The organism is Streptococcus shenyangsis (assembly GCF_006385785.1).
GTDB classification, from domain to species: domain Bacteria; phylum Bacillota; class Bacilli; order Lactobacillales; family Streptococcaceae; genus Streptococcus; species Streptococcus shenyangsis.
Map to the genome: position 1 here is coordinate 43,215 of NZ_VFSH01000006.1, position 20,547 is coordinate 63,761.

Annotated in this window: 21 protein-coding genes, 1 pseudogene and 1 other annotated feature; of the genes and pseudogenes, 17 read left to right on the forward strand and 5 right to left on the reverse strand. The window is 39.2% G+C overall.

Features of this window, described 5'->3' with window-relative positions:
* The first annotated feature begins 144 nt into the window (after positions 1 to 144).
* The 4 genes from FJR77_RS05580 to FJR77_RS05595 all read left to right on the forward strand — a co-directional run bounded on the left by FJR77_RS05580 (position 145) and on the right by FJR77_RS05595 (position 3,583).
* Positions 145 to 828, forward strand: a complete 684-nt coding sequence (locus FJR77_RS05580; RefSeq protein ID WP_001011642.1) for an amino acid ABC transporter permease — start codon at positions 145 to 147, stop codon at positions 826 to 828.
* Positions 828 to 1,562 (forward strand): amino acid ABC transporter ATP-binding protein, encoded by a 735-nt coding sequence (locus tag FJR77_RS05585; protein WP_140833687.1) that lies wholly within the window; start codon positions 828 to 830, stop codon positions 1,560 to 1,562. Before FJR77_RS05580 ends, FJR77_RS05585 begins: the two co-directional genes overlap by 1 nt.
* Positions 1,563 to 1,739: 177 nt before the next feature.
* The gene (locus FJR77_RS05590; protein WP_181146650.1) at positions 1,740 to 2,597 is read left to right on the forward strand and encodes a bifunctional methylenetetrahydrofolate dehydrogenase/methenyltetrahydrofolate cyclohydrolase; all 858 of its coding nucleotides are present in this window, start codon (positions 1,740 to 1,742) and stop codon (positions 2,595 to 2,597) included.
* A gap of 131 nt (positions 2,598 to 2,728) precedes the next feature.
* Entirely contained in the window at positions 2,729 to 3,583 is an 855-nt protein-coding gene (locus FJR77_RS05595; RefSeq protein ID WP_140833683.1) for an NAD(P)H-hydrate dehydratase, read from the forward strand.
* A 278-nt stretch (positions 3,584 to 3,861) separates the two neighbouring features.
* Here the strand turns inward: FJR77_RS05595 and pbp3 are convergent, their stop codons facing one another.
* Positions 3,862 to 5,103 (reverse strand): D-alanyl-D-alanine carboxypeptidase PBP3, encoded by a 1,242-nt coding sequence (gene pbp3, locus FJR77_RS05600; protein ID WP_140833681.1) that lies wholly within the window; start codon positions 5,101 to 5,103, stop codon positions 3,862 to 3,864.
* Positions 5,104 to 5,205: 102 nt separating this feature from the next.
* Between pbp3 and FJR77_RS05605 the strand changes: the two genes are divergently transcribed.
* Positions 5,206 to 6,315 carry an AI-2E family transporter gene (locus FJR77_RS05605; protein WP_140833679.1) on the forward strand — a complete coding sequence of 370 codons (1,110 nt, stop codon included), beginning with the start codon at positions 5,206 to 5,208 and terminating at the stop codon, positions 6,313 to 6,315.
* Positions 6,316 to 6,514: 199 nt separating this feature from the next.
* Positions 6,515 to 7,711 carry an elongation factor Tu gene (tuf, locus tag FJR77_RS05610; RefSeq protein ID WP_075567734.1) on the forward strand — a complete coding sequence of 399 codons (1,197 nt, stop codon included), beginning with the start codon at positions 6,515 to 6,517 and terminating at the stop codon, positions 7,709 to 7,711.
* 150 nt (positions 7,712 to 7,861) lie between these two features.
* Here tuf and FJR77_RS05615 read toward each other — a convergent pair whose 3' ends face one another.
* Both FJR77_RS05615 and FJR77_RS05620 read right to left on the reverse strand, forming a co-directional pair.
* Positions 7,862 to 8,944 carry a DEAD/DEAH box helicase gene (locus FJR77_RS05615; RefSeq protein WP_140833678.1) on the reverse strand — a complete coding sequence of 361 codons (1,083 nt, stop codon included), beginning with the start codon at positions 8,942 to 8,944 and terminating at the stop codon, positions 7,862 to 7,864.
* On the reverse strand, positions 8,922 to 9,917 hold the full coding sequence (locus FJR77_RS05620; RefSeq protein ID WP_140833677.1) for a Gfo/Idh/MocA family protein: 996 nt from the start codon (positions 9,915 to 9,917) through the stop codon (positions 8,922 to 8,924). Before FJR77_RS05620 ends, FJR77_RS05615 begins: the two co-directional genes overlap by 23 nt.
* Positions 9,918 to 10,070: 153 nt before the next feature.
* Between FJR77_RS05620 and FJR77_RS05625 the strand changes: the two genes are divergently transcribed.
* From FJR77_RS05625 to FJR77_RS05645, 5 genes are all read left to right on the forward strand, one after another.
* A complete protein-coding gene (locus FJR77_RS05625; protein WP_235888717.1) occupies positions 10,071 to 10,763 on the forward strand; it encodes a YoaK family protein in 693 nt (230 codons plus the stop codon).
* A 58-nt stretch (positions 10,764 to 10,821) separates the two neighbouring features.
* Positions 10,822 to 10,909 (forward strand) — a sequence feature (ribosomal protein L21 leader region).
* A 36-nt stretch (positions 10,910 to 10,945) separates the two neighbouring features.
* The gene (gene rplU, locus FJR77_RS05630; protein ID WP_000109141.1) at positions 10,946 to 11,260 is read left to right on the forward strand and encodes a 50S ribosomal protein L21; all 315 of its coding nucleotides are present in this window, start codon (positions 10,946 to 10,948) and stop codon (positions 11,258 to 11,260) included.
* Positions 11,261 to 11,275: 15 nt separating this feature from the next.
* Entirely contained in the window at positions 11,276 to 11,620 is a 345-nt protein-coding gene (locus FJR77_RS05635) for a ribosomal-processing cysteine protease Prp (protein ID WP_000613694.1), read from the forward strand.
* Positions 11,621 to 11,636: 16 nt separating this feature from the next.
* Positions 11,637 to 11,930: a 50S ribosomal protein L27 gene (gene rpmA / locus FJR77_RS05640; protein WP_000916509.1), complete on the forward strand. Its 294-nt coding sequence runs from the start codon at positions 11,637 to 11,639 to the stop codon at positions 11,928 to 11,930.
* A 403-nt stretch (positions 11,931 to 12,333) separates the two neighbouring features.
* Positions 12,334 to 12,663: a DUF5301 domain-containing protein gene (locus FJR77_RS05645; protein WP_258190676.1), complete on the forward strand. Its 330-nt coding sequence runs from the start codon at positions 12,334 to 12,336 to the stop codon at positions 12,661 to 12,663.
* Positions 12,664 to 12,761: 98 nt separating this feature from the next.
* On the opposite strand, the pseudogene FJR77_RS10520 reads toward FJR77_RS05645, so the two are convergent.
* A pseudogene (locus FJR77_RS10520) lies at positions 12,762 to 12,897 on the reverse strand (AraC family transcriptional regulator).
* On the opposite strand from FJR77_RS10520, the gene FJR77_RS05650 reads away from it, so the two are divergent.
* The 6 genes from FJR77_RS05650 to FJR77_RS05675 all read left to right on the forward strand — a co-directional run bounded on the left by FJR77_RS05650 (position 12,890) and on the right by FJR77_RS05675 (position 18,951).
* Positions 12,890 to 13,795 (forward strand): LysR family transcriptional regulator, encoded by a 906-nt coding sequence (locus FJR77_RS05650; RefSeq protein ID WP_140833673.1) that lies wholly within the window; start codon positions 12,890 to 12,892, stop codon positions 13,793 to 13,795. The pseudogene FJR77_RS10520 and the gene FJR77_RS05650 sit on opposite strands and share 8 nt — an antisense overlap.
* Complete coding sequence (gene lspA, locus FJR77_RS05655; protein ID WP_136936985.1) at positions 13,795 to 14,256, forward strand: signal peptidase II; 462 nt, start codon at positions 13,795 to 13,797, stop codon at positions 14,254 to 14,256. The genes FJR77_RS05650 and lspA overlap by 1 nt, the downstream gene beginning before the upstream one ends.
* Entirely contained in the window at positions 14,246 to 15,133 is an 888-nt protein-coding gene (locus FJR77_RS05660) for an RluA family pseudouridine synthase (protein ID WP_140833671.1), read from the forward strand. Before lspA ends, FJR77_RS05660 begins: the two co-directional genes overlap by 11 nt.
* A 2-nt stretch (positions 15,134 to 15,135) precedes the next feature.
* Positions 15,136 to 17,013, forward strand: a complete 1,878-nt coding sequence (cbpE, locus tag FJR77_RS05665) for a phosphorylcholine esterase CbpE (RefSeq protein ID WP_140833669.1) — start codon at positions 15,136 to 15,138, stop codon at positions 17,011 to 17,013.
* Positions 17,014 to 17,285: 272 nt separating this feature from the next.
* Positions 17,286 to 18,290 carry an NADP-dependent oxidoreductase gene (locus tag FJR77_RS05670; protein WP_140833667.1) on the forward strand — a complete coding sequence of 335 codons (1,005 nt, stop codon included), beginning with the start codon at positions 17,286 to 17,288 and terminating at the stop codon, positions 18,288 to 18,290.
* 16 nt (positions 18,291 to 18,306) lie between these two features.
* Positions 18,307 to 18,951 carry a TetR/AcrR family transcriptional regulator gene (locus tag FJR77_RS05675; RefSeq protein ID WP_140833665.1) on the forward strand — a complete coding sequence of 215 codons (645 nt, stop codon included), beginning with the start codon at positions 18,307 to 18,309 and terminating at the stop codon, positions 18,949 to 18,951.
* Positions 18,952 to 19,044: 93 nt separating this feature from the next.
* On the opposite strand, the gene gdhA is transcribed toward FJR77_RS05675, so the two are convergent.
* Positions 19,045 to 20,391, reverse strand: a complete 1,347-nt coding sequence (gene gdhA / locus FJR77_RS05680; protein WP_140833664.1) for an NADP-specific glutamate dehydrogenase — start codon at positions 20,389 to 20,391, stop codon at positions 19,045 to 19,047.
* Positions 20,392 to 20,547: the final 156 nt, after the last annotated feature.

The following is a 20,547-nucleotide window of genomic DNA, read 5'->3' on the forward strand; positions in this document are numbered from 1 at the left end:
GGCCAACTTGCCTAGAAAAAACTAAGATTTCTCGCTAAATCTACTAGTTTTAAGTTTTTTTGAATAAATCAGATAAAAAGTTTGAATTTTAATTCAACCTATGTTATAATCATACAGTATTCTATTTTAGAAAGCAGTGTGACTATGAATTTTTCTTTTTTGCCTAAGTATTTACCTTATTTTAACTATGGGGCTGTCGTGACGGTTCTCATTTCTATCTGTGTTGTCTTTTTGGGAACTATTTTGGGTGTTGTCTTGGCTTTTGGGCAACGTTCAAAGTTTAAACCGCTTGTTTGGCTCGCCAACCTGTACGTTTGGATTTTCCGTGGGACACCGATGATGGTTCAGATTATGATTGCCTTTGCCCTTATGCACATCAATGCTCCGACTATTCAGGTTGGAATTTTAGGTGTTGATCTTTCTCGTCTGATTCCAGGGATTTTGATTATCTCTATGAACAGTGGTGCTTATGTTTCTGAGACTGTTCGTGCTGGGATTAATGCAGTTCCAAAAGGTCAGCTAGAAGCGGCTTATTCGCTAGGGATTCGTCCTAAAAATGCTATGAGATATGTGATTTTGCCACAAGCAATCAAAAATATCTTGCCAGCATTGGGGAACGAATTTATTACCATTATCAAGGATAGTTCCCTCTTATCAGCTATTGGGGTTATGGAGTTGTGGAATGGGGCTACAACAGTTTCTACAACAACCTATTTGCCTTTGACACCACTTTTATTTGCAGCCTTTTACTACTTGATTATGACCTCTATTTTGACCGTAGCCTTGAAAGCTTTTGAAAAACGTATGGGACAAGGAGATAAGAAATAATGACAGAAACCTTGATAAAAATTGAAAATTTACATAAATCCTTTGGAAAGAATGAAGTATTGAAAGGCGTCAACCTCGAAATTAAAAGAGGAGAGGTTGTCGTTATCATCGGTCCTTCAGGGAGCGGGAAATCTACCTTGCTTCGCTCTATGAATTTGTTGGAAGAAGCAAGCAAGGGGAAGGTTATCTTTGAGGGAGTCGATATTACGGACAAGAAGAATGACCTGTTTGCCATGCGTGAGAAGATGGGCATGGTTTTCCAACAATTCAATCTATTTCCTAATATGACTGTGATGGGAAATATCACCTTGTCACCTATCAAGACCAAAGGTGAGAGCAAGGCAGTGGCTGAGAAGAGGGCCAAAGAGCTTTTGGAAAAAGTTGGTTTGCCAGATAAGGCAGTTGCTTATCCACAGAGTTTGTCAGGTGGTCAGCAACAACGGATTGCCATCGCGCGTGGTTTAGCTATGGAACCAGATGTTTTACTCTTTGACGAGCCAACTTCAGCCCTGGACCCTGAGATGGTTGGAGAAGTTCTAGCTGTTATGCAAGACCTTGCCAAGTCAGGAATGACTATGGTTATCGTAACACATGAGATGGGATTTGCCCGTGAGGTGGCAGATCGTGTCATCTTTATGGCAGACGGTGTGGTTGTTGAAGACGGAACACCTGAGCAGATTTTTGAACAAACCCAAGAACAACGGACTAAAGATTTCTTGAGTAAGGTTTTATAAGTTAGCTTTGTGGAGTTGTTCGCAGTCAACTTTATATATAAAATATAGATTAGTGAAAAGCTCGACTAGAGCTTTTTCTTATAGTTTGAAACTATAGGATAGCCTAGGAAAGAAGTGTTAGAGGGTGTTGGCAGTTTTTGGTATAATGGAAGATATTTGAAAGAAAAGAGAAGTGATATGACACAGATTATTGATGGGAAGGATTTAGCAGCTAAATTACAAGGACAGTTGGCTGAAAAGACTGCAAAACTAAAAGAAGAAACAGGTCTAGTGCCTGGTTTGGTAGTGATTTTGGTTGGGGACAATCCAGCCAGCCAAGTCTACGTTCGCAACAAGGAGAGGTCAGCTCTTGCGGCTGGTTTCCGTAGCGAAGTAGTGCGAGTTCCAGAGACAATTAGTCAAGAGGAATTGTTAGACTTGATTGCTAAATACAATCAAGATCCAGCTTGGCATGGGATATTGGTCCAGTTGCCATTACCAAAACATATTGATGAAGAGGCAGTTTTGTTGGCCATTGACCCAGAAAAGGATGTGGATGGTTTCCATCCCTTAAACATGGGGCGTCTCTGGTCTGGTCATCCAGTCATGATTCCTGCGACACCTGCAGGAATTATGGAAATGTTTCATGAATATGGGATTGACTTGGAAGGTAAAAATGCTGTCGTCATCGGTCGTTCCAATATTGTTGGAAAACCCATGGCCCAGCTTCTGTTGGACAAGAATGCGACAGTGACCTTGACTCACTCACGCACCCATAATCTTGCCAAGGTGGCTGCAAAAGCGGATATTCTTGTGGTCGCAATCGGTCGTGCCAAGTTTGTGACTGCTGACTTTATTAAACCTGGAGCAGTTGTTATTGACGTTGGGATGAACCGAGATGAAAATGGCAAGCTCTGTGGGGATGTGGATTATGAGGCAGTTGCCCCACTTGCTAGCCACATCACGCCAGTCCCTGGAGGTGTCGGTCCTATGACCATTACTATGCTGATGGAGCAAACTTATCAGGCAGCACTTCGGACATTGGATAGAAAATAAGAGAAACATTCGATTATTTTCTATAGCTATATATAAAATGGCAGAAATGAATATTAAATTTTAGATATAAGATTATAAAAGGAGGTTTGCCCCTCCTTTTTGTTGTATAATAAATGCGAGAGGAGAAAACGATGAAAGTGATTGATCAAACCTTACTAGAAAAAGTCATTATTGAACGTTCTCGTACCAGTCATAAAGGAGACTATGGCCGTCTTCTGTTGCTTGGTGGGACTTATCCTTATGGTGGTGCTGTCGTCATGGCTGCTTTGGCAGCTGTTAAAAGTGGAGCTGGTTTGGTGACTGTTGGAACAGATAGGGAAAATATTCCAGCTCTGCACAGCCATTTACCAGAGGCTATGGCCTTTTCTCTTCAAGACCAGCAGTTGTTAAAAGAGCAATTGGAGAAGGCAGAAGTTGTCTTGCTGGGGCCTGGTTTACGAGACGATGCTTTTGGAGAAAATCTAGTAAAACAAGTCTTTGTTAATTTAAGCCAAAATCAGATTTTGATTGTAGATGGTGGTGCCCTGACCATTCTTGCCAGAACAAGATTGTCATTTCCTTCCAGTCAGCTTATCCTAACTCCCCACCAAAAGGAGTGGGAAAAACTGTCTGGAATTACGATTGAAAAGCAAAAGGAAGATGCAACGGCTAGTGCCCTGACTTCCTTTCCTCAAGGAACAATTTTGGTGGAGAAAGGCCCAGCTACTCGTATTTGGGAAGTTGGCCAATCTGATTATTACCAGTTACAGGTTGGTGGTCCCTATCAGGCGACTGGGGGAATGGGAGATACTCTGGCTGGGATGATTGCAGGATTTGCAGGCCAGTTTAAACAAGCCAGTCTCTACGAGCGTGTGGCAGTAGCAACCCATCTTCATTCAGCAATAGCCCAAGAACTATCTCAAGAACATTATGTGGTCTTGCCGACGGAAATTAGTAATTGTCTTTCTAAAGTAATGAATAAAATATCTCAAAAGAGGATGGGCTAGAACTTATACTCAATGAAAATCAAAGAGCAAACTAGGAAGCTAGTCGCTGGTTGTTCAAAACACCGTTTTGAGGTTGTGGATAGAACTGACGAAGTCAGTAACATATATACGGCAAGGTGAAGCTGACGTAGTTTGAAGAGATTTTCGAAGAGTATTAATTTCAGGAGAAAACGAAGTAAATATTACCACAATAAAACGCATAATATCAAGGTTTTAATCCCTGATACTATGCGTTTTTGGTCTGTTTCTATTCTGAGCAAGCTTCTGCTCAGTATGTTTTATAATTTCTCGTTGATAAATCGGATAAACTGGTTCCACCAAACTTTTAAGAAGAAGGCTTTTTCAACTTTCTTTTCTGATACCATTTCGAAACTAGAACGTTCTGTGGTAATGTAACCTTGACCAATCAAGTCATTGTCTTCGTAAGTCAGATGACCAACCACTGTTCCAGCTTCAAGTGGTGCTGGGATTGCTTTAGAATCAGGTGTGAATTGAATAGATTGGGAAGATTGATTCCCGACACGTTCAATTAGATAGATATCCTCTGGGGCCACTGCAGTGACCGTATCTTCTTTTCCATCTTGTACAGGGGCTTTGCTATCTTGATAGGCATCTCCTTTTTGCACTATTTTACGAAGTGTGAATGTAGAAGAGATATAATCCATTAGTGAAGATGTAGCTGTGAAACGAGCGTAAGGATTATTGGATTGATGATCTGCATTCAAAACAACTGTGATAACCCTCATTCCTTTTTCGACAGTAGTACCAACAAAAGACTCTCCAGCTTTGTCTGTTGTTCCTGTTTTCAGTCCATCAAAACCACCACGGTAAGCAGGCATGCCTTCTAACATGTAGTTGGTCGAAGTGATTGTCATCCCAGCAAAAGTAGAAGAAGGTTTTTTTGTGATTTCTAAGACTTGTGGGTATTTTTTGATGAGGTTACGAGCAACGATAGCAACATCATAAGCGCTGAGCTTATTTTCATCATCTTTATTAGACCCTGGGTAAATATTATCTCCTAGAGTCTCGTTGTTCAGACCAGTTGTATTGACAACGGTGGCATCTTTGATTCCCCATTCCAAGAGTTTGGCCCGCATCATATCAACGAAGTCTTTCTCTGAGCCAGCAATTTTCTCAGCTAGGGCAATAGCGGCGCTGTTGGCACTAGATACCAGGGTTGCTTCAAGTAACTCTTCCACAGTATAATTACGGGCCTCCATAGGAACATTACTGGCCTCAGAATTTGTCGTTAATTGATAAGGATAGTCAGAAATATCTACAGGAGTGGATAGTGTAATACTTCCGTTTTCCAAGGCTTCATAGACTAGGTAAACAGTAATCAATTTTGTGATTGAAGCGATTTCCACTGGCTGAGTTGCATCTTTTTCATAAAGTATTTTTCCAGTATTTGCTTCAACAGCAATGGCATGTTTTGCAGCAACATTAAAATCTTGAGCAGCAACAGTAGATGCTGAGCCAATAAGGGATAGGCTTAGGAGAGTTAAAATGATTTTTTTCATAGTAAGTTTATTCTAACATAAAGAAAAAAATATTCCCAGTTTCATGATAGAAGAAAGAAGCTTTTTTGAAAGTATGGTAAAATAGATGAATGGAGGTACCTCATGTTTCGTAAGAATAAATTATTTTTTTGGACCAGTGAGATTTTATTATTAACAATCATCTTCTATTTATGGAGAGAGATGGGAGCGATTATTACCCCTTTTGTAAGCGTCGCAAACACCATCATGATTCCTTTTCTTCTAGGTGGTTTTTTATATTATTTGACTAATCCTATTGTAAATTTTTTACAAAAGTATTTCAAAATTAATCGTATCTTTGGTATTCTACTAACCTTGTGTGCCTTGGTTTGGGGGTTAGTTATTGGGGTAGTCTATCTCTTACCGATTTTGGTCAATCAGTTGACCAGCTTGATTGCGACTAGCCAGACTATCTACAGTCGTTTACAAGATTTGATTGTGGATTTATCTACTTATCCAGCCTTTCAAAATTTAGATATTCAAGCGACTATTCAGCAGTTAAACCTATCCTATGTAGATATTTTACAAAATATCCTAAATAGTGTTACCAATAGTGTCGGAAGTGTCCTATCAGCTCTCTTTAGTACCGTTTTGATTATTATTATGACCCCTGTATTTTTGGTTTATTTTTTGTTAGATGGTCACAAATTTTTACCGATGCTTGAGCGCACTGTTTTAAAGAGAGATAAGTTGCATATTGCAGGTCTGCTAAAAAATTTGAATGCGACAATTGCTCGATACATTAGTGGAGTCGCAATTGATGCGCTTATTATCGGCTGTTTGGCCTTTATCGGATATAGCGTTATCGGTTTAAAATATGCTTTAGTTTTTGCCATCTTTTCGGGATTGGCCAATCTCATTCCTTATGTAGGACCAAGTATCGGTTTGATTCCAATGATTGTCGCAAATGTCTTTACTGATCCTCATAGAATGCTGATTGCAGTTGTTTACATGCTGATCATTCAACAAGTGGATGGGAACATCCTTTACCCTCGAATCGTAGGTGGGGTGATGAAGGTTCATCCAATTACGATTTTGGTATTACTTTTGTTATCAAGTAATATTTATGGTGTCATTGGTATGATTGTCGCAGTACCAACCTATTCTATCTTAAAAGAAATTTCTAAGTTCTTATCTTGTTTGTATGAAAATCATAAAATAATGAAAGAACGAGAAATAGAATTAGCTAAGTAAAAGTCAGGAGCCCCCTGATTTTTCTTTTTATAGTGATAGGAGTAGAAGTGCTGATTATATTAGCTGATTAAGAATAATTCACAAAAACTTTGTAAAACACTTGCAATTTAGCTGAAATTTGATAAAATAGTAAGGAAAGTTAGACTGTATTGCCTACTGTCTATCTATAAAATATATTTTATTGGAGGCTTTTACTCAAATGGCAAAAGAAAAATACGATCGTAGTAAACCACACGTTAACATTGGTACTATCGGACACGTTGACCACGGTAAAACTACCCTAACTGCAGCTATCACAACTGTTTTGGCACGTCGCTTGCCTTCATCAGTTAACCAACCTAAAGACTATGCGTCTATCGATGCTGCTCCAGAAGAACGCGAACGCGGTATCACTATCAACACTGCGCACGTTGAGTACGAAACTGAAAAACGTCACTACGCTCACATCGACGCTCCAGGACACGCGGACTACGTTAAAAACATGATCACTGGTGCCGCTCAAATGGACGGAGCTATCCTTGTAGTAGCTTCAACTGACGGACCGATGCCACAAACTCGTGAGCACATCCTTCTTTCACGTCAGGTTGGTGTTAAACACCTTATTGTCTTCATGAACAAGATTGACTTGGTTGACGACGAAGAATTGCTTGAATTGGTTGAAATGGAAATCCGTGACCTCTTGTCAGAATACGACTTCCCAGGTGACGATCTTCCAGTTATCCAAGGTTCAGCTCTTAAAGCTCTTGAAGGTGACTCTAAATACGAAGACATCATCATGGAATTGATGAACACTGTTGATGAGTACATTCCAGAACCAGAACGCGATACTGACAAACCATTGCTTCTTCCAGTCGAGGACGTATTCTCAATCACTGGACGTGGTACAGTTGCTTCAGGACGTATCGACCGTGGTACTGTTCGTGTTAACGACGAAATCGAAATCGTTGGTATCAAAGAAGAAACTAAAAAAGCTGTTGTTACTGGTGTTGAAATGTTCCGTAAACAACTTGACGAAGGTCTTGCAGGAGACAACGTAGGTATCCTTCTTCGTGGTGTTCAACGTGACGAAATCGAACGTGGACAAGTTATTGCTAAACCAGGTTCAATCAACCCACACACTAAATTTAAAGGTGAAGTCTACATCCTTACTAAAGAAGAAGGTGGACGTCACACTCCATTCTTCAACAACTACCGTCCACAATTCTACTTCCGTACTACTGACGTTACAGGTTCAATCGAACTTCCAGCAGGTACTGAAATGGTAATGCCTGGTGATAACGTGACAATCGACGTTGAGTTGATCCACCCAATCGCCGTAGAACAAGGTACTACATTCTCTATCCGTGAGGGTGGACGTACTGTTGGTTCAGGTATGGTTACAGAAATCGAAGCTTAATTCGATTTAGTTCCCAGAAGAACAATTATTTAAGTCAGACACTAAAAGAATCTTGCTTTGCAAGGTTCTTTTTTCTGATATTGAACTAAAATTGAAGAATTGTTTACATAAAAAAGCTCTATACACCTGATGTGCATAGAGTAATGGGGATTATTTGATATAGAGTTCTTGGTTTTTCAAGACAATTTCACGTACGCTTGCAAACTTCTTGAGTTTTTTAAGTTCTTCTGGATGAGTGACGAGAGTGATAACATAACCTTCCTTGCCCATACGACCTGTACGGCCAGCACGGTGAGTGTAGGCTTCCATGTCTCTTGGAATATCAAAGTTTACGACACATTCTAGGCTATCGATATCAATTCCACGAGCCAAAAGGTCTGTTGCAAGGAGTAGGGTTAGTTGGTTATCTTTAAACTTTTCTAAGATGACTTTTCTAAATTTAATATTGACATCACTAGCGAGGGAAACAGCCAATATATCACGATACTGTAATTTTTCTTCTGCGCTTCCAAGGTCTGATAGGCTGTTAAAGAAGACCAGACCACGGAAATCCTCTACATGAGCTAGTTTTCGTAGCATATCCACACGATGGCGTTGCTCCACCTGCATGTAGAAATGTTGGATGTTGTCCAATTTTTGGTCAGAAAGATTAATGGTACGTGTGTTAGGCGCAATCTTTTCTTGGTCAAACTTGGTCGTCGCACTCATATAGACCAGTTGGTGGTCACGCGGTGCGTAGTGAGTGATTTTCTCCACAAAGTGTATCTGAGAATCATCGAGCAATTGGTCAAATTCATCTAGAATGATGGTTTCCACATTCATCATCTTGATTTTTTTCAATTTAATGAGTTCAAAGATACGACCAGGGGTTCCAATCAGAATTTCTGGTCCTTTTTTTAGGCGTTCAATCTGGCGTTTCTGACTCGAACCCGATAAGAAGAGTTGGGCAGTTAAGCCGATGGCTTCAGCCCACGTTTTACATACATCAAAAATCTGTCCAGCCAGTTCTGTATTAGGCGCTAGAATCAAGAGTTGTTGGGCTTTTTTCTTTTGTAGTCTGAGAAGACTTGGTAGAAGGTAAGCTAGGGTCTTACCAGTTCCTGTTGGGCTCACCCCTAGGAGGTTTTCTCCAGCAAGAAGGGGTTCAAATAGTTGAGTTTGAATGGGAGTAAATTCTTGGAAACCGAGTTGATCACTCAATTTTTGCCATTCAGTCGGTAGTTTGGTTTTCATTTTCTGCCTCAAATCTAATGCCAGCAGTCTGGCGCATGGTATATAGTAGCTCATGAACAGAACTTGCATCATCCATCCAAGTTTGGTAGAGATTCAGATCTGGTTGATGGAGCATGTGTGCAAATGCAGCAGCTTCCTCAGTCATCGTATGGGGAGCCTGTTGGATAGGAAGCTGGACTTGATTTCCTTGGTGGTCGGTAAAAATAGCTGAATGGACATGTTCAATCGTGTTGAGGATCAAGGTGCCATCTGTCGTGTAAATTTCGCAAGGGAGATTAGAAGTGATGTTTTTACCAGCCTTGATATGGACTTGAAAATCAGGGTAGAAGAGGATGCCATCTCCATTTAGGTCAATGCTATTGTCAAGCTGTTGAGCCTGATAGGTGGCGTTCTCAGCCTTTCCAAAGAGGCGAACGGCAGCGTAGAGAGGATAAATCCCCAAATCCATGAGGGCTCCACCAGCAAAACGCTCTGAAAAGACATTGGGCGTATGACCAGCCAACAAGTCAGGCATCTTTGAAGAATACTTGGCATAGTTGAAATCTGCTCCCAAAATTTGTTTGTCTGCTAAAAAGTTTTTGATAGTAGTAAAAGTTTTCTCATGGTAATTACGAGCTGCTTCGAAGATAAAACGGTGATTTTTCTTAGCTGTTTGAATCAAATCCAGCCATTCTTGTGGCTGAGTGACAGCTGGCTTTTCAAGAATGACGTGTTTACCTGCAGATAATGCAGTTTTTGCTTGAGCAAAATGCAAGGAGTTTGGACTAGCAATATAGACCACATCAAAGGAGCTCTTGACTAAGTCTTCTAATTGATCAAAGAGCTGGATATCTTGATAGCGAGAAGCAAAGGTTGCTGCAGTTTCTAGTTTTCTAGAATAGACTGCGACCAACTGGTATTCTCCACTGGTATGGGCTGCTTCTATGAAGTGATGGCTGATAGCGCCTGTTCCGATGACACCTAATTTTAGCATAAATACTCCTTTTCCGATTTCAAATCCTTCTTTCATTATAACATAGATAGACGGGACTATCCAACAGAGGGTGAAAAATTTCAAATAAGCTACTAGGACTTTTCCAAAGAAAGTGGTACAATAATGAGATGAGTAAATGAAATGGGAGGGAAAATGAGATTATTACCTATAAGAAAAATATCACGTCAGTCTAAGAGGCTAGCGCTTTTTTTGACTTTTTGTGCAGGTTATGTAGATGCCTATACTTTTATTGTGCGAGGGAATACTCTTGTAGCTGGACAAACTGGGAATGTAGTCTTTCTTTCAGTAGAATTAATCCAAAATAATGTTTCAGATGTTAGGGACAAGGTTCTCACCTTGCTAGCTTTTATGATGGGGGTCTTTTTATTAACTGTTTATAAGGAAAAATTGAGAATTGTGAAAAAGCCAATTTTGTCATTGTTTCCTTTAGCAATCTTATCAATCATTATTGGTTTTGTGCCGCAAACTGTAGATAATATCTATCTAGTACCGCCCTTAGCCTTTTGTATGGGCTTGGTGACAACTGCCTTTGGTGAAGTATCGGGGATTGCCTACAATAATGCTTTTATGACGGGGAACATCAAACGGACCATGTTGGCTTTTGGGGATTATTTTAGGACCAAGCACACACCATTTTTACGTGAAGGGATTATCTTTGTAAGCCTGCTTAGTAGTTTTGTACTTGGCGTTGTCTTTTCAGCCTATTTGACGATTTTCTATAATGAAAAGACTATTCTTGGTGTTCCTATTATGATGAGCATTTTTTACCTCAGTATGTTTTCTGCCTCGTGGCGGAAAAAAGTAAAAGAAAAAGCTTCATTTTAGGTGTTATTACTTGTAAGAAAATAGGAGATATGCTATACTTGAAGAGTTGACTATGCACGTTCCTGTGCAACCGCACGAACATCGTCGCTTGATTATTCAAGTTTAAGTGGTTCGTCCCACGATGCTAGGCGAGTCTTCACAAAAAATTCGGGGAAACCCATAAAAATCATAGGAGGTGCATAATGAGCACATACGCAATTATCAAAACTGGCGGAAAACAAGTTAAAGTTGAAGTTGGTCAAGCAGTTTACGTTGAAAAATTGAACGTTGAAGCTGGTCAAGAAGTTACTTTTAACGAAGTTGTTCTTGTTGGTGGTGAAAACACTGTTGTCGGAACTCCACTTGTTGCTGGAGCTACTGTAGTTGGAACTGTTGAAAAACAAGGAAAACAAAAGAAAGTTGTTACTTACAAGTACAAACCTAAAAAAGGTAGCCACCGTAAACAAGGTCACCGTCAACCATATACTAAAGTTGTCATCAACGCAATCAACGCTTAATTTTAAGGAGAACACATGATACAAGCAGTCTTTGAGAGAGCCGAAGATGGCGAGCTGAGGAGTGCGGAAATTACTGGACACGCCGAGAGTGGCGAATACGGCTTTGATGTCGTGTGTGCATCGGTTTCTACGCTTGCCATTAACTTTATCAATTCTATTGAGAAATTTGCAGGCTATGAACCAATCCTAGAATTAAACGAAGATGAAGGTGGCTATCTGATGGTTGAAATTCCAAAAGATCTTCCTTCACACCAGAGAGAAATGACCCAGTTATTCTTTGAATCATTTTTCTTAGGTATGGCAAACTTATCGGAGAACTCTTCAGAGTTCGTCCAAACCAGAGTTATCACAGAAAACTAACACGGAGGAAAACATTATGTTAAAAATGACTCTTAACAACTTGCAACTTTTCGCCCACAAAAAAGGTGGAGGTTCTACATCAAACGGACGTGATTCACAAGCGAAACGTCTTGGAGCTAAAGCAGCTGACGGACAAACTGTAACAGGTGGATCAATCCTTTACCGTCAACGTGGTACACACATCTACCCAGGTGTAAACGTTGGTCGTGGTGGAGACGATACTTTGTTCGCTAAAGTTGAAGGCGTAGTACGCTTTGAACGTAAAGGACGCGATAAAAAACAAGTTTCTGTTTACCCAATCGCTAAATAAAAAGGTCCAGTGAACCTTTTTATCCCGAGCCTTGAAATATAAAGGCGAGGAAGCTAGAAGTAGCATAAACTAAGGCTTTCCGAGTTTTCGGAGAGCCTCTTTTTTTGTTTTGATACCCACGCTGATACCCATATTTTAAAAACCAATGTAAGAAGCGAACTTATCGGCTACTTTATCTTTTAGATACAATCATAAAATAGTGGAATGTAAAACTTTTACAGTAATAAAGTTTATGAGGGAATAAGATATTGTAAAAATGGCTACGTTTTGATATTATAATTGTATCTCAGAGAAAAAGTAAGCAGGATGAAAGGATGTAGACTAGTATGAAAAAATTATCACTATAATAGTCTGTTCAATCTCTTTTCTTGTTCTATCTGCTTGTGTAAGTAAGAAAAAACTTATTCTTCCTGAGCCTGAAACGATCTCTGTAATTTCTATTCAGAAAAAACTCTCTGAAAATGTTAAAACAATAACCAAGAGAGAAGAAATCTCAAAGTTAATTAAGGAGATACAGAAACAGTCTAAATCTACAACTTTGGAGAGTTTCAATGATCAACCGACAAATGTTAAAGATTACATCATTATCAAATTTACTCATCAGAATGAAGAAAATGATAGTGTAGTTTATCTATATACTATAAAAGAAAAACAGTATATTGAACAACCTTATGTTGGGATTTGGGAGGTAAGTCCAAATATAGCTAATAGGATTGAAGAGGCTTTTTCATAAATTTATGGGAAATCGAATTTGTGTCAAGTTTGAAACGGTAAATCAACAAGATTTGCTGTTTTTATTTGTTTGAAATAAAATGAGGACTGAAAAAGACATTATTCTAATTCTTGTCTTGGAATGTTAGGTAATTCATTTAGATTTGAAAGTTTCCTGACTTTTTTCCTTTTTGGAAAACTTCTAAAATATGGTATAATGAAAAGATAAAGAAGTTGGGGGATAGAAGATGAACATTCAACAATTACGCTATGTTGTGGCTATTGCCAATAGTGGTACTTTTCGTGAAGCTGCTGAAAAGATGTATGTTAGTCAGCCGAGTCTGTCTATTTCTGTTCGTGATTTGGAAAAAGAGTTGGGCTTTAAGATTTTCCGTCGGACCAGCTCAGGGACTTTCTTGACTCGTCGTGGTATGGAATTCTATGAAAAAGCGCAAGAATTGGTTAAAGGATTTGATATTTTTCAAAATCAGTATGCCAATCCTGAAGAAGAAAAAGATGAATTTTCCATTGCTAGCCAGCACTATGACTTCTTGCCACCAACTATTACTGCCTTTTCAGAGCGCTATCCTGATTATAAGAACTTTCGTATTTTTGAATCGACTACTGTTCAAATCTTAGACGAAGTAGCGCAAGGGCATAGTGAGATTGGGATTATCTACCTTAACAATCAAAATAAAAAAGGGATCATGCAACGGGTTGAAAAGTTAGGCCTTGAGGTCATTGAATTGATTCCCTTCCATACCCACATTTATCTCCGCGAGGGGCATCCTTTGGCTCGGAAAGAGGAACTGGTCATGGAGGATTTAGCGGACTTACCGACAGTTCGTTTTACCCAAGAGAAAGACGAGTACCTTTATTATTCGGAGAACTTTGTTGATACCAGTGCAAGCTCACAGATGTTCAATGTGACAGACCGTGCTACTTTGAATGGTATTTTGGAGCGGACGGACGCTTATGCTACAGGTTCTGGATTTTTAGATAGTGACAGTGTCAATGGTATCACAGTTATTCGTCTCAAGGATAATTTGGATAATCGTATGGTCTATGTTAAACGTGAAGAAGTGGAGCTGAGTCAAGCTGGGACTCTCTTCGTAGAAGTCATGCAAGAATATTTTAATCAGAAGAGGAAATAATGAAAAAAAGAGGAATAGTGGCAGTTATTGTACTGCTTTTGATTGCGCTGGATCAGTTGGTAAAATCCTATATCGTCCAGCAGATTCCACTGGGTGAAGTGCGTTCTTGGATTCCCAATTTCGTTAGTTTGACCTACCTTCAAAATCGAGGGGCAGCCTTTTCGATGCTACAAGACCAGCAGTGGCTATTTGCTATCATTACACTGGTCGTTATGGTAGGTGCCATTTGGTATCTACATAAACACATGGAGGATTCATTCTGGATGGTCTTGGGTTTGACCTTGATAATCGCAGGTGGTCTTGGAAACTTTATTGACAGGATCAGTCAGGGCTTTGTTGTGGATATGTTTCACCTTGACTTTATCAACTTTGCGATTTTCAATGTGGCAGATAGCTATCTGACTGTTGGAGTGATTATTTTATTGATTGCAATGCTAAAAGAGGAAATAAATGGAAATTAAAATTGAAACTGGTGGCCTGCGTTTGGATAAGGCTTTGTCGGATTTGACAGAATTATCACGCAGTCTCGCGAATGAACAAATCAAATCAGGCCAGGTCTTGGTCAATGGCCAAGTCAAGAAAGCTAAATACACTGTCCAAGAGGGCGATGTTGTCACTTACCATGTGCCAGAACCAGAGGTCTTAGAGTATGTGGCTGAGAATCTTCCGCTAGAAATCATCTACCAAGATGAGGATGTGGCAGTCGTTAACAAGCCTCAGGGGATGGTTGTGCATCCGAGTGCTGGTCATACTAGTGGGACCCTGGTAAATGCCCTTATGTATCATATTAAGGACTTGTCGGGTATCAATGGGGTTCTGCGTCCAGGAATTGTTCACCGTATTGATAAGGATACGTCAGGCCTTCTCATGGTTGCAAAAAATGATGAGGCGCATCTAGCACTTGCTCAAGAACTTAAGGATAAAAAGTCTTTACGCAAATATTGGGCGATTGTTCATGGAAATCTTCCAAATGATCGTGGTGTGATTGAAGCACCGATTGGCCGGAGTGAAAAAGACCGTAAGAAACAGGCTGTGACTGCGAAAGGTAAGCCTGCGGTAACTCGTTTCCACGTCTTAGAACGCTTTGGTGATTATAGCTTAGTGGAGTTGCAACTGGAGACAGGGCGCACCCATCAAATCCGTGTTCACATGGCTTATATCGGCCATCCAGTCGCTGGGGATGAAGTCTATGGTCCACGTAAGACTCTGAAAGGACATGGACAATTTCTTCATGCTAAGACTTTAGGATTTACTCATCCACGAACAGGTGAGATTTTGGAATTTACTGCAGATATCCCAGAGATTTTTAAGGAAACCTTGGAGAAATTGAGAAAATAAGAATGAAAAAGAAATTAACTAGTTTGGCACTTGCAGGCGCTTTTTTAGGTGTGTCATGGTATGGTAATGTACAAGCTCAAGAAAGTTCGGGAAATAAAATTCACTTTATAAATGTTCATGAAGGTGGCAGTGATGCAATTATTCTTGAAAGTAATGGACATTTTGCCATGGTGGATACAGGAGAAGATTATGATTTCCCAGATGGAAGTGATTCTCGTTATCCATGGAGAGAAGGAACTGAAACGTCTTATAAGCATGTTCTGACAGACCGTGTCTTTCGTCATTTGAAGGAATTGGGTGTCCAAAAACTTGATTTTATTTTAGTGACTCATACCCACAGTGATCATATTGGAAATGTTGATGAATTATTGTCTACCTATCCAGTTGACCGAGTTTATCTTAAAAAATATAGTGATAATCGTATTACTAATTCTGAACGCCTATGGGATAATCTGTATGGCTATAATAAGGTTTTACAGACTGCTGCAGAAAAAGGTGTTTCAGTTATTCAAAACATCACACAAGGAGATGCTCATTTTAAGTTTGGGGACATGGATATCCAGCTCTATAATTATGAAAATGAAACAGATTCGTCGGGTGAATTAAAGAAGATTTGGGATGACAATTCCAATTCCTTGATTAGTGTAGTAAAAGTCAATGGCAAGAAAATTTACCTTGGGGGCGACTTAGATAATGTTCATGGAGCAGAAGACAAGTATGGTCCTCTTATTGGAAAAGTTGATTTGATGAAGTTTAATCATCACCATGATACCAACAAATCAAATACCAAGGATTTCATCAGAAATTTGAGTCCGAGTTTGATTGTTCAAACCTCGGATAGTCTACCTTGGAAAAATGGTGTTGACAGTGAGTATATCAATTGGCTCAAAGAACGAGGAATTGAGAGAATTAATGCAGCCAGCAAAGACTATGATGCAACAGTTTTTGATATTCGACAAGATGGTTTTGTCAATATTTCAACATCCTACAAGCATATTCCAAGTTTTCAAGCTGGTTGGCATAAGAGTGCTTATGGAAACTGGTGGTATCAAGCGCCTGATTCTACAGGAGAATATGCTGTTGGTTGGAATGAAATTAAGGGTGACTGGTATTACTTTAACCAAAGAGGTATCTTGTTACAGGATCAATGGAAAAAATGGAACAATCATTGGTTCTATTTAACAGATTCTGGTGCTGCTGCAAGTAATTGGAAGAAAATCGACGGAACCTGGTATTATTTCAACAAAGAAAAACAGATGGAAATTGGTTGGGTAAATACTGGAGGTCAGAACTATTATTTATCAAACGATGGTTCTATGAAGACAAGTTGGCTTCAATATAAGGGTCAATGGTATTACTTTGCTCAATCAGGGGAAATGAAAACGGGTTGGGTAAAAGATAAAGAAACCTGGTACTATATGGATTCCACTGGTATCATGAAGACAGGTGAGATAGAAGTTGCTGGTCATCATTATTATCTAAAAGAATCAGGAGCTATGAAGCAAGGCTGGCATAAAAAGGTAAATGATTGGTACTTCTACAATACAGATGGTTCACGAGCTGTTGGTTGGATCAAAGACAAGGACAAATGGTACTTCTTGAAAGAAAATGGTCAATTGCTTGTGAATGGTAAGACGCCAGAAGGCTATACAGTTGATTCAAGTGGAGCCTGGTTAGTGGATGTTCCGGTCGAGAAATCTGCTACAACTAGAGATACAAGTAACTCAGAAATAAAAGAATCGAAAGAAGTAGTGAAAAAAGATCTTGAAAATAAAGAAACGAGTCAACACGAAAGTATTACAAATTCTTCAACTAGTCAAGATTTGACATCCTCAACTTCACAAAGCTTTGAAACGAGTGCAAACAAATCAGAACAGTAGTAAACATTAGTAGCTTAAAAACATGATTAAACCGCTATTCTTAGGAGTAGCGGTTTTTCTTTTTGTCTAGCAGAGAGCAAAAAAGGGAAAGTTATCTTGAAAAGTGAGGAGAGTTAGATTGAAAGAATCATATTGGGAAATTGAAATGATGGATATTTGTATCATGTCATAAATCACTATCAAACGATAATATTGATTTTCTTACAAATTAAGAGTATAATTTATAAAAATGAGTGTTCACTCAATTTTTGTGAAATTAAGGAGTAAAGAAAATGGTTGTTGAAGCAATAGAGTACAGTCGTTTCGGTAACGAAGAGGTCTTGGATTTGCTGAAGATCGACTCTACAGCCTTGGATGTAAATCAGGTGAGAGTAGAAGTTCATGCTGTTGGTTTAAATCCTATTGATTATAAAACTTTTGAGGGAGCGAAACCCCTTCGATTTCTATCTTTTATAACGAAATTAAGGAAACCAAGTCGTTGGTTTGAATCTAAATCATCTTTATTTCCAAGAGGTGTGGGGAGAGATTTTTCTGGAGTTATTACAGAAGTTGGAAATGAAGTAACTAGGTTTTCAGTAGGAGATAAGGTGTTTGGAACAATGATTAGCGATCCTGGTTTGGGAACTAAGAGGGGAGCTTTAGCAACAGAAATTTGTGTCAATGAATCAGAAATTGTATTGAAACCAGAGATAATCGACATGACTCACGCAGCTACTATGGGAGTAGCTGCTCTAACTGTGGGTGGGGCTTTTAGAAGAATCGGTTTAAATTCAAGAGATACTGTTGTTATTTCAGCTGCAGCAGGAGGTATTGGAAGTATTGCAGTACAGTATGCAGTTGCTAAGGGGGCGACAGTGATTGGAATAGCAAGTAAGAAAAATGCAGAGTATCTGAAGTCTTTAGGTGCCATACCAGTAAGTTATGAAGAGAATATCAAGAAGGCTCTTCTATCAGCTAGTCCAACGCCTATTACAAAATTTTTGGATTGTTATGGATCTGATTATGTTAGATTGGCTTTTAGTTTAGGCTTGAAGGGGACAGCTATTGGGACATTAGTACCTTCGCCCTATGTTATGATAAAAGGTGCTCAGTTTACTGGTCCGAGACATTCCACATATGATGATTTTAGCACTTTAGCTGAAATGGTCTCAGACGGGAAGGCTCAGCTGAAAATTGATCAAGTGTATGACTTTTCTCTAAAGTCAGTTAGAGAAGCCTATCGTAGTCTGAAAATGGGACACAGTCGAGGCAAAAAAGTCGTAAAAGTAAGAGAGTAGAAGAGAGGTGCTAGCGATGGAAAGTTTAGAACAAAAGTATGCTCAGACGTTAGAAGTTAGCAACTTGAGCTTGAAACAACGTCGAGTATTATTATCAAGCTTAAAATTATTTTCAGAAATTGGATTTGAGAATACAACGTCCAGCCTTATTGCCGAACGCGCTGGAGTATCAGAAGGAACTGTTTTTAGTTACTTTAAAACAAAGGAAGGTATTTTAGAAGCCATTTTATCTATTTTTCTAGAACAGGTTATTCCAGAAGTAATTGCGGATTTCTCAGAAAAAAAATTCATAGTAGATCAAGAAACTTTTCCCTTCTTTTTAAAAAGTATTGTTCGAGATAGGCTCTTTTTCATTCAAGAGAATCAAATGCATGTTAAAATTCTCTTGGGGCGTTCTTTTATTGATAAAAATCTTTCTATCCAGTTAGGAAATATTATTGTTCAATCTATAATAGAACCAATTAGCCCTGTTTTAAATCAATTTAAAGAAAAAGGACTTATTCTAAATTGGTCAAATGAAAGAATTGTTCGATACATTTTAGCATTGAGTTTTTCTTATCTTATTCCCATGATGTTGAATGATGAAGGAATTATAAACATAGATGAAGTAGTTGATGAGATTGTTGAATGTTTGTCATCTGCCCTAATGAAAGTAAAATAAATTCTGAAGTTAAAACTCACTGTTAATGGTGAGTTTTTTGAACTCAACATAAAAATCCCCAATCGAAGCGATTGAGGATTAAGCAAATGAATCTTAAACAATACCTTGGGCAATCATAGCGTTTGCTACATTTTCAAAGGCAGCAATGTTTGCTCCTGCAAGGTAGTCTTTATCAAGATCGTATGTTTCTGAAGTCGTTTTAGCTGTGTTGAAGATGTTTGTCATGATGTCTTTGAGACGTCCATCAACTTCTTCACGAGTCCATGAGAGACGAAGACTGTTTTGACTCATTTCAAGGGCTGAAACGGCTACACCACCAGCGTTGGCAGCTTTGGCAGGTCCGTAGAAGATACCATTTTCTTTGTAAACTTTGATGGCATCAAGGTCGCTTGGCATGTTGGCACCTTCAGATACACAGATAATGCCTTGAGCAACTAAGCGTTTAGCTGCTTCACCGTTGATTTCGTTTTGAGTCGCACATGGAAGAGCAATGTCATAGTTTCCAGCGTAAGTCCATACAGAACCTTCGTGATATGTTGCAGTTGCTTTTTCAGCAGCATACTCAGTCAAACGAGCGCGACGTTTTTCTTTAACATCAACCAAAAGATCGAAGTCGATACCATTTTCATCGATGACATAACCATTTGAGTCAGAAACAGAAATAACAGTTGCACCGAGTTCAGTCGCTTTTTGAAGAGCATATTGAGCAACGTTACCAGAACCTGAAATAACGACTTTCTTACCAGCAAAGCTGTTTCCGTTAGCTTTGAGCATTTCTTCAGTGTAGTAAACCAAACCGTAACCAGTTGCTTCTGGACGAATCAAGCTACCACCGAATGGAAGAGGTTTACCAGTCAAGACACCAGCATCAAATTGGTTAAGGCGTTTGTATTGACCGTAAAGGTAACCAATCTCACGTCCACCAACACCGATATCACCAGCAGGTACGTCAAGTGATGGTCCGATGTATTTTTGCAATTCAGTCATGAAGCTTTGGCAGAAGCGCATCACTTCAGCATCTGTTTTACCTTTAGGATCGAAGTCTGATCCGCCTTTACCTCCACCGATAGGAAGTCCAGTCAAAACGTTTTTAAAGATTTGTTCAAATCCGAGGAATTTCAAAATCCCTTGGTTTACAGTTGGGTGGAAACGAAGTCCGCCTTTGTATGGTCCAACAGCTGAGTTGAATTGAACACGGTAGCCACGGTTTACTTGAACTTTTCCATCACGGTCAACCCAAGGAACACGGAAAGAAATCACGCGCTCTGGCTCAGTAATACGTGCCAAGATATTTTCTTCGATATACTCAGGGTGTTTTTCAAATACAGGTTCTAAAGTGTTGAAAAATTCTTCAACAGCTTGGAGGAACTCAGCCTCGTGCCCGTTACGAGCTTTTACAGTTTCAAACACGCTTTGGATATATTCTTTAGCAGATGTCATATCGTTCTCCTTAAATTCTAATTTAATTATGTGTGTCATTATAGCAGAATTTTTTTTAACTGTAAAGAGAAAAACAAAAATTTTCTAAAAATTCTTTCAATTTGATTTTTGGGATTGTTTGAAATTGGATTTTTTTGAAAGTGGATAAAAAACGAA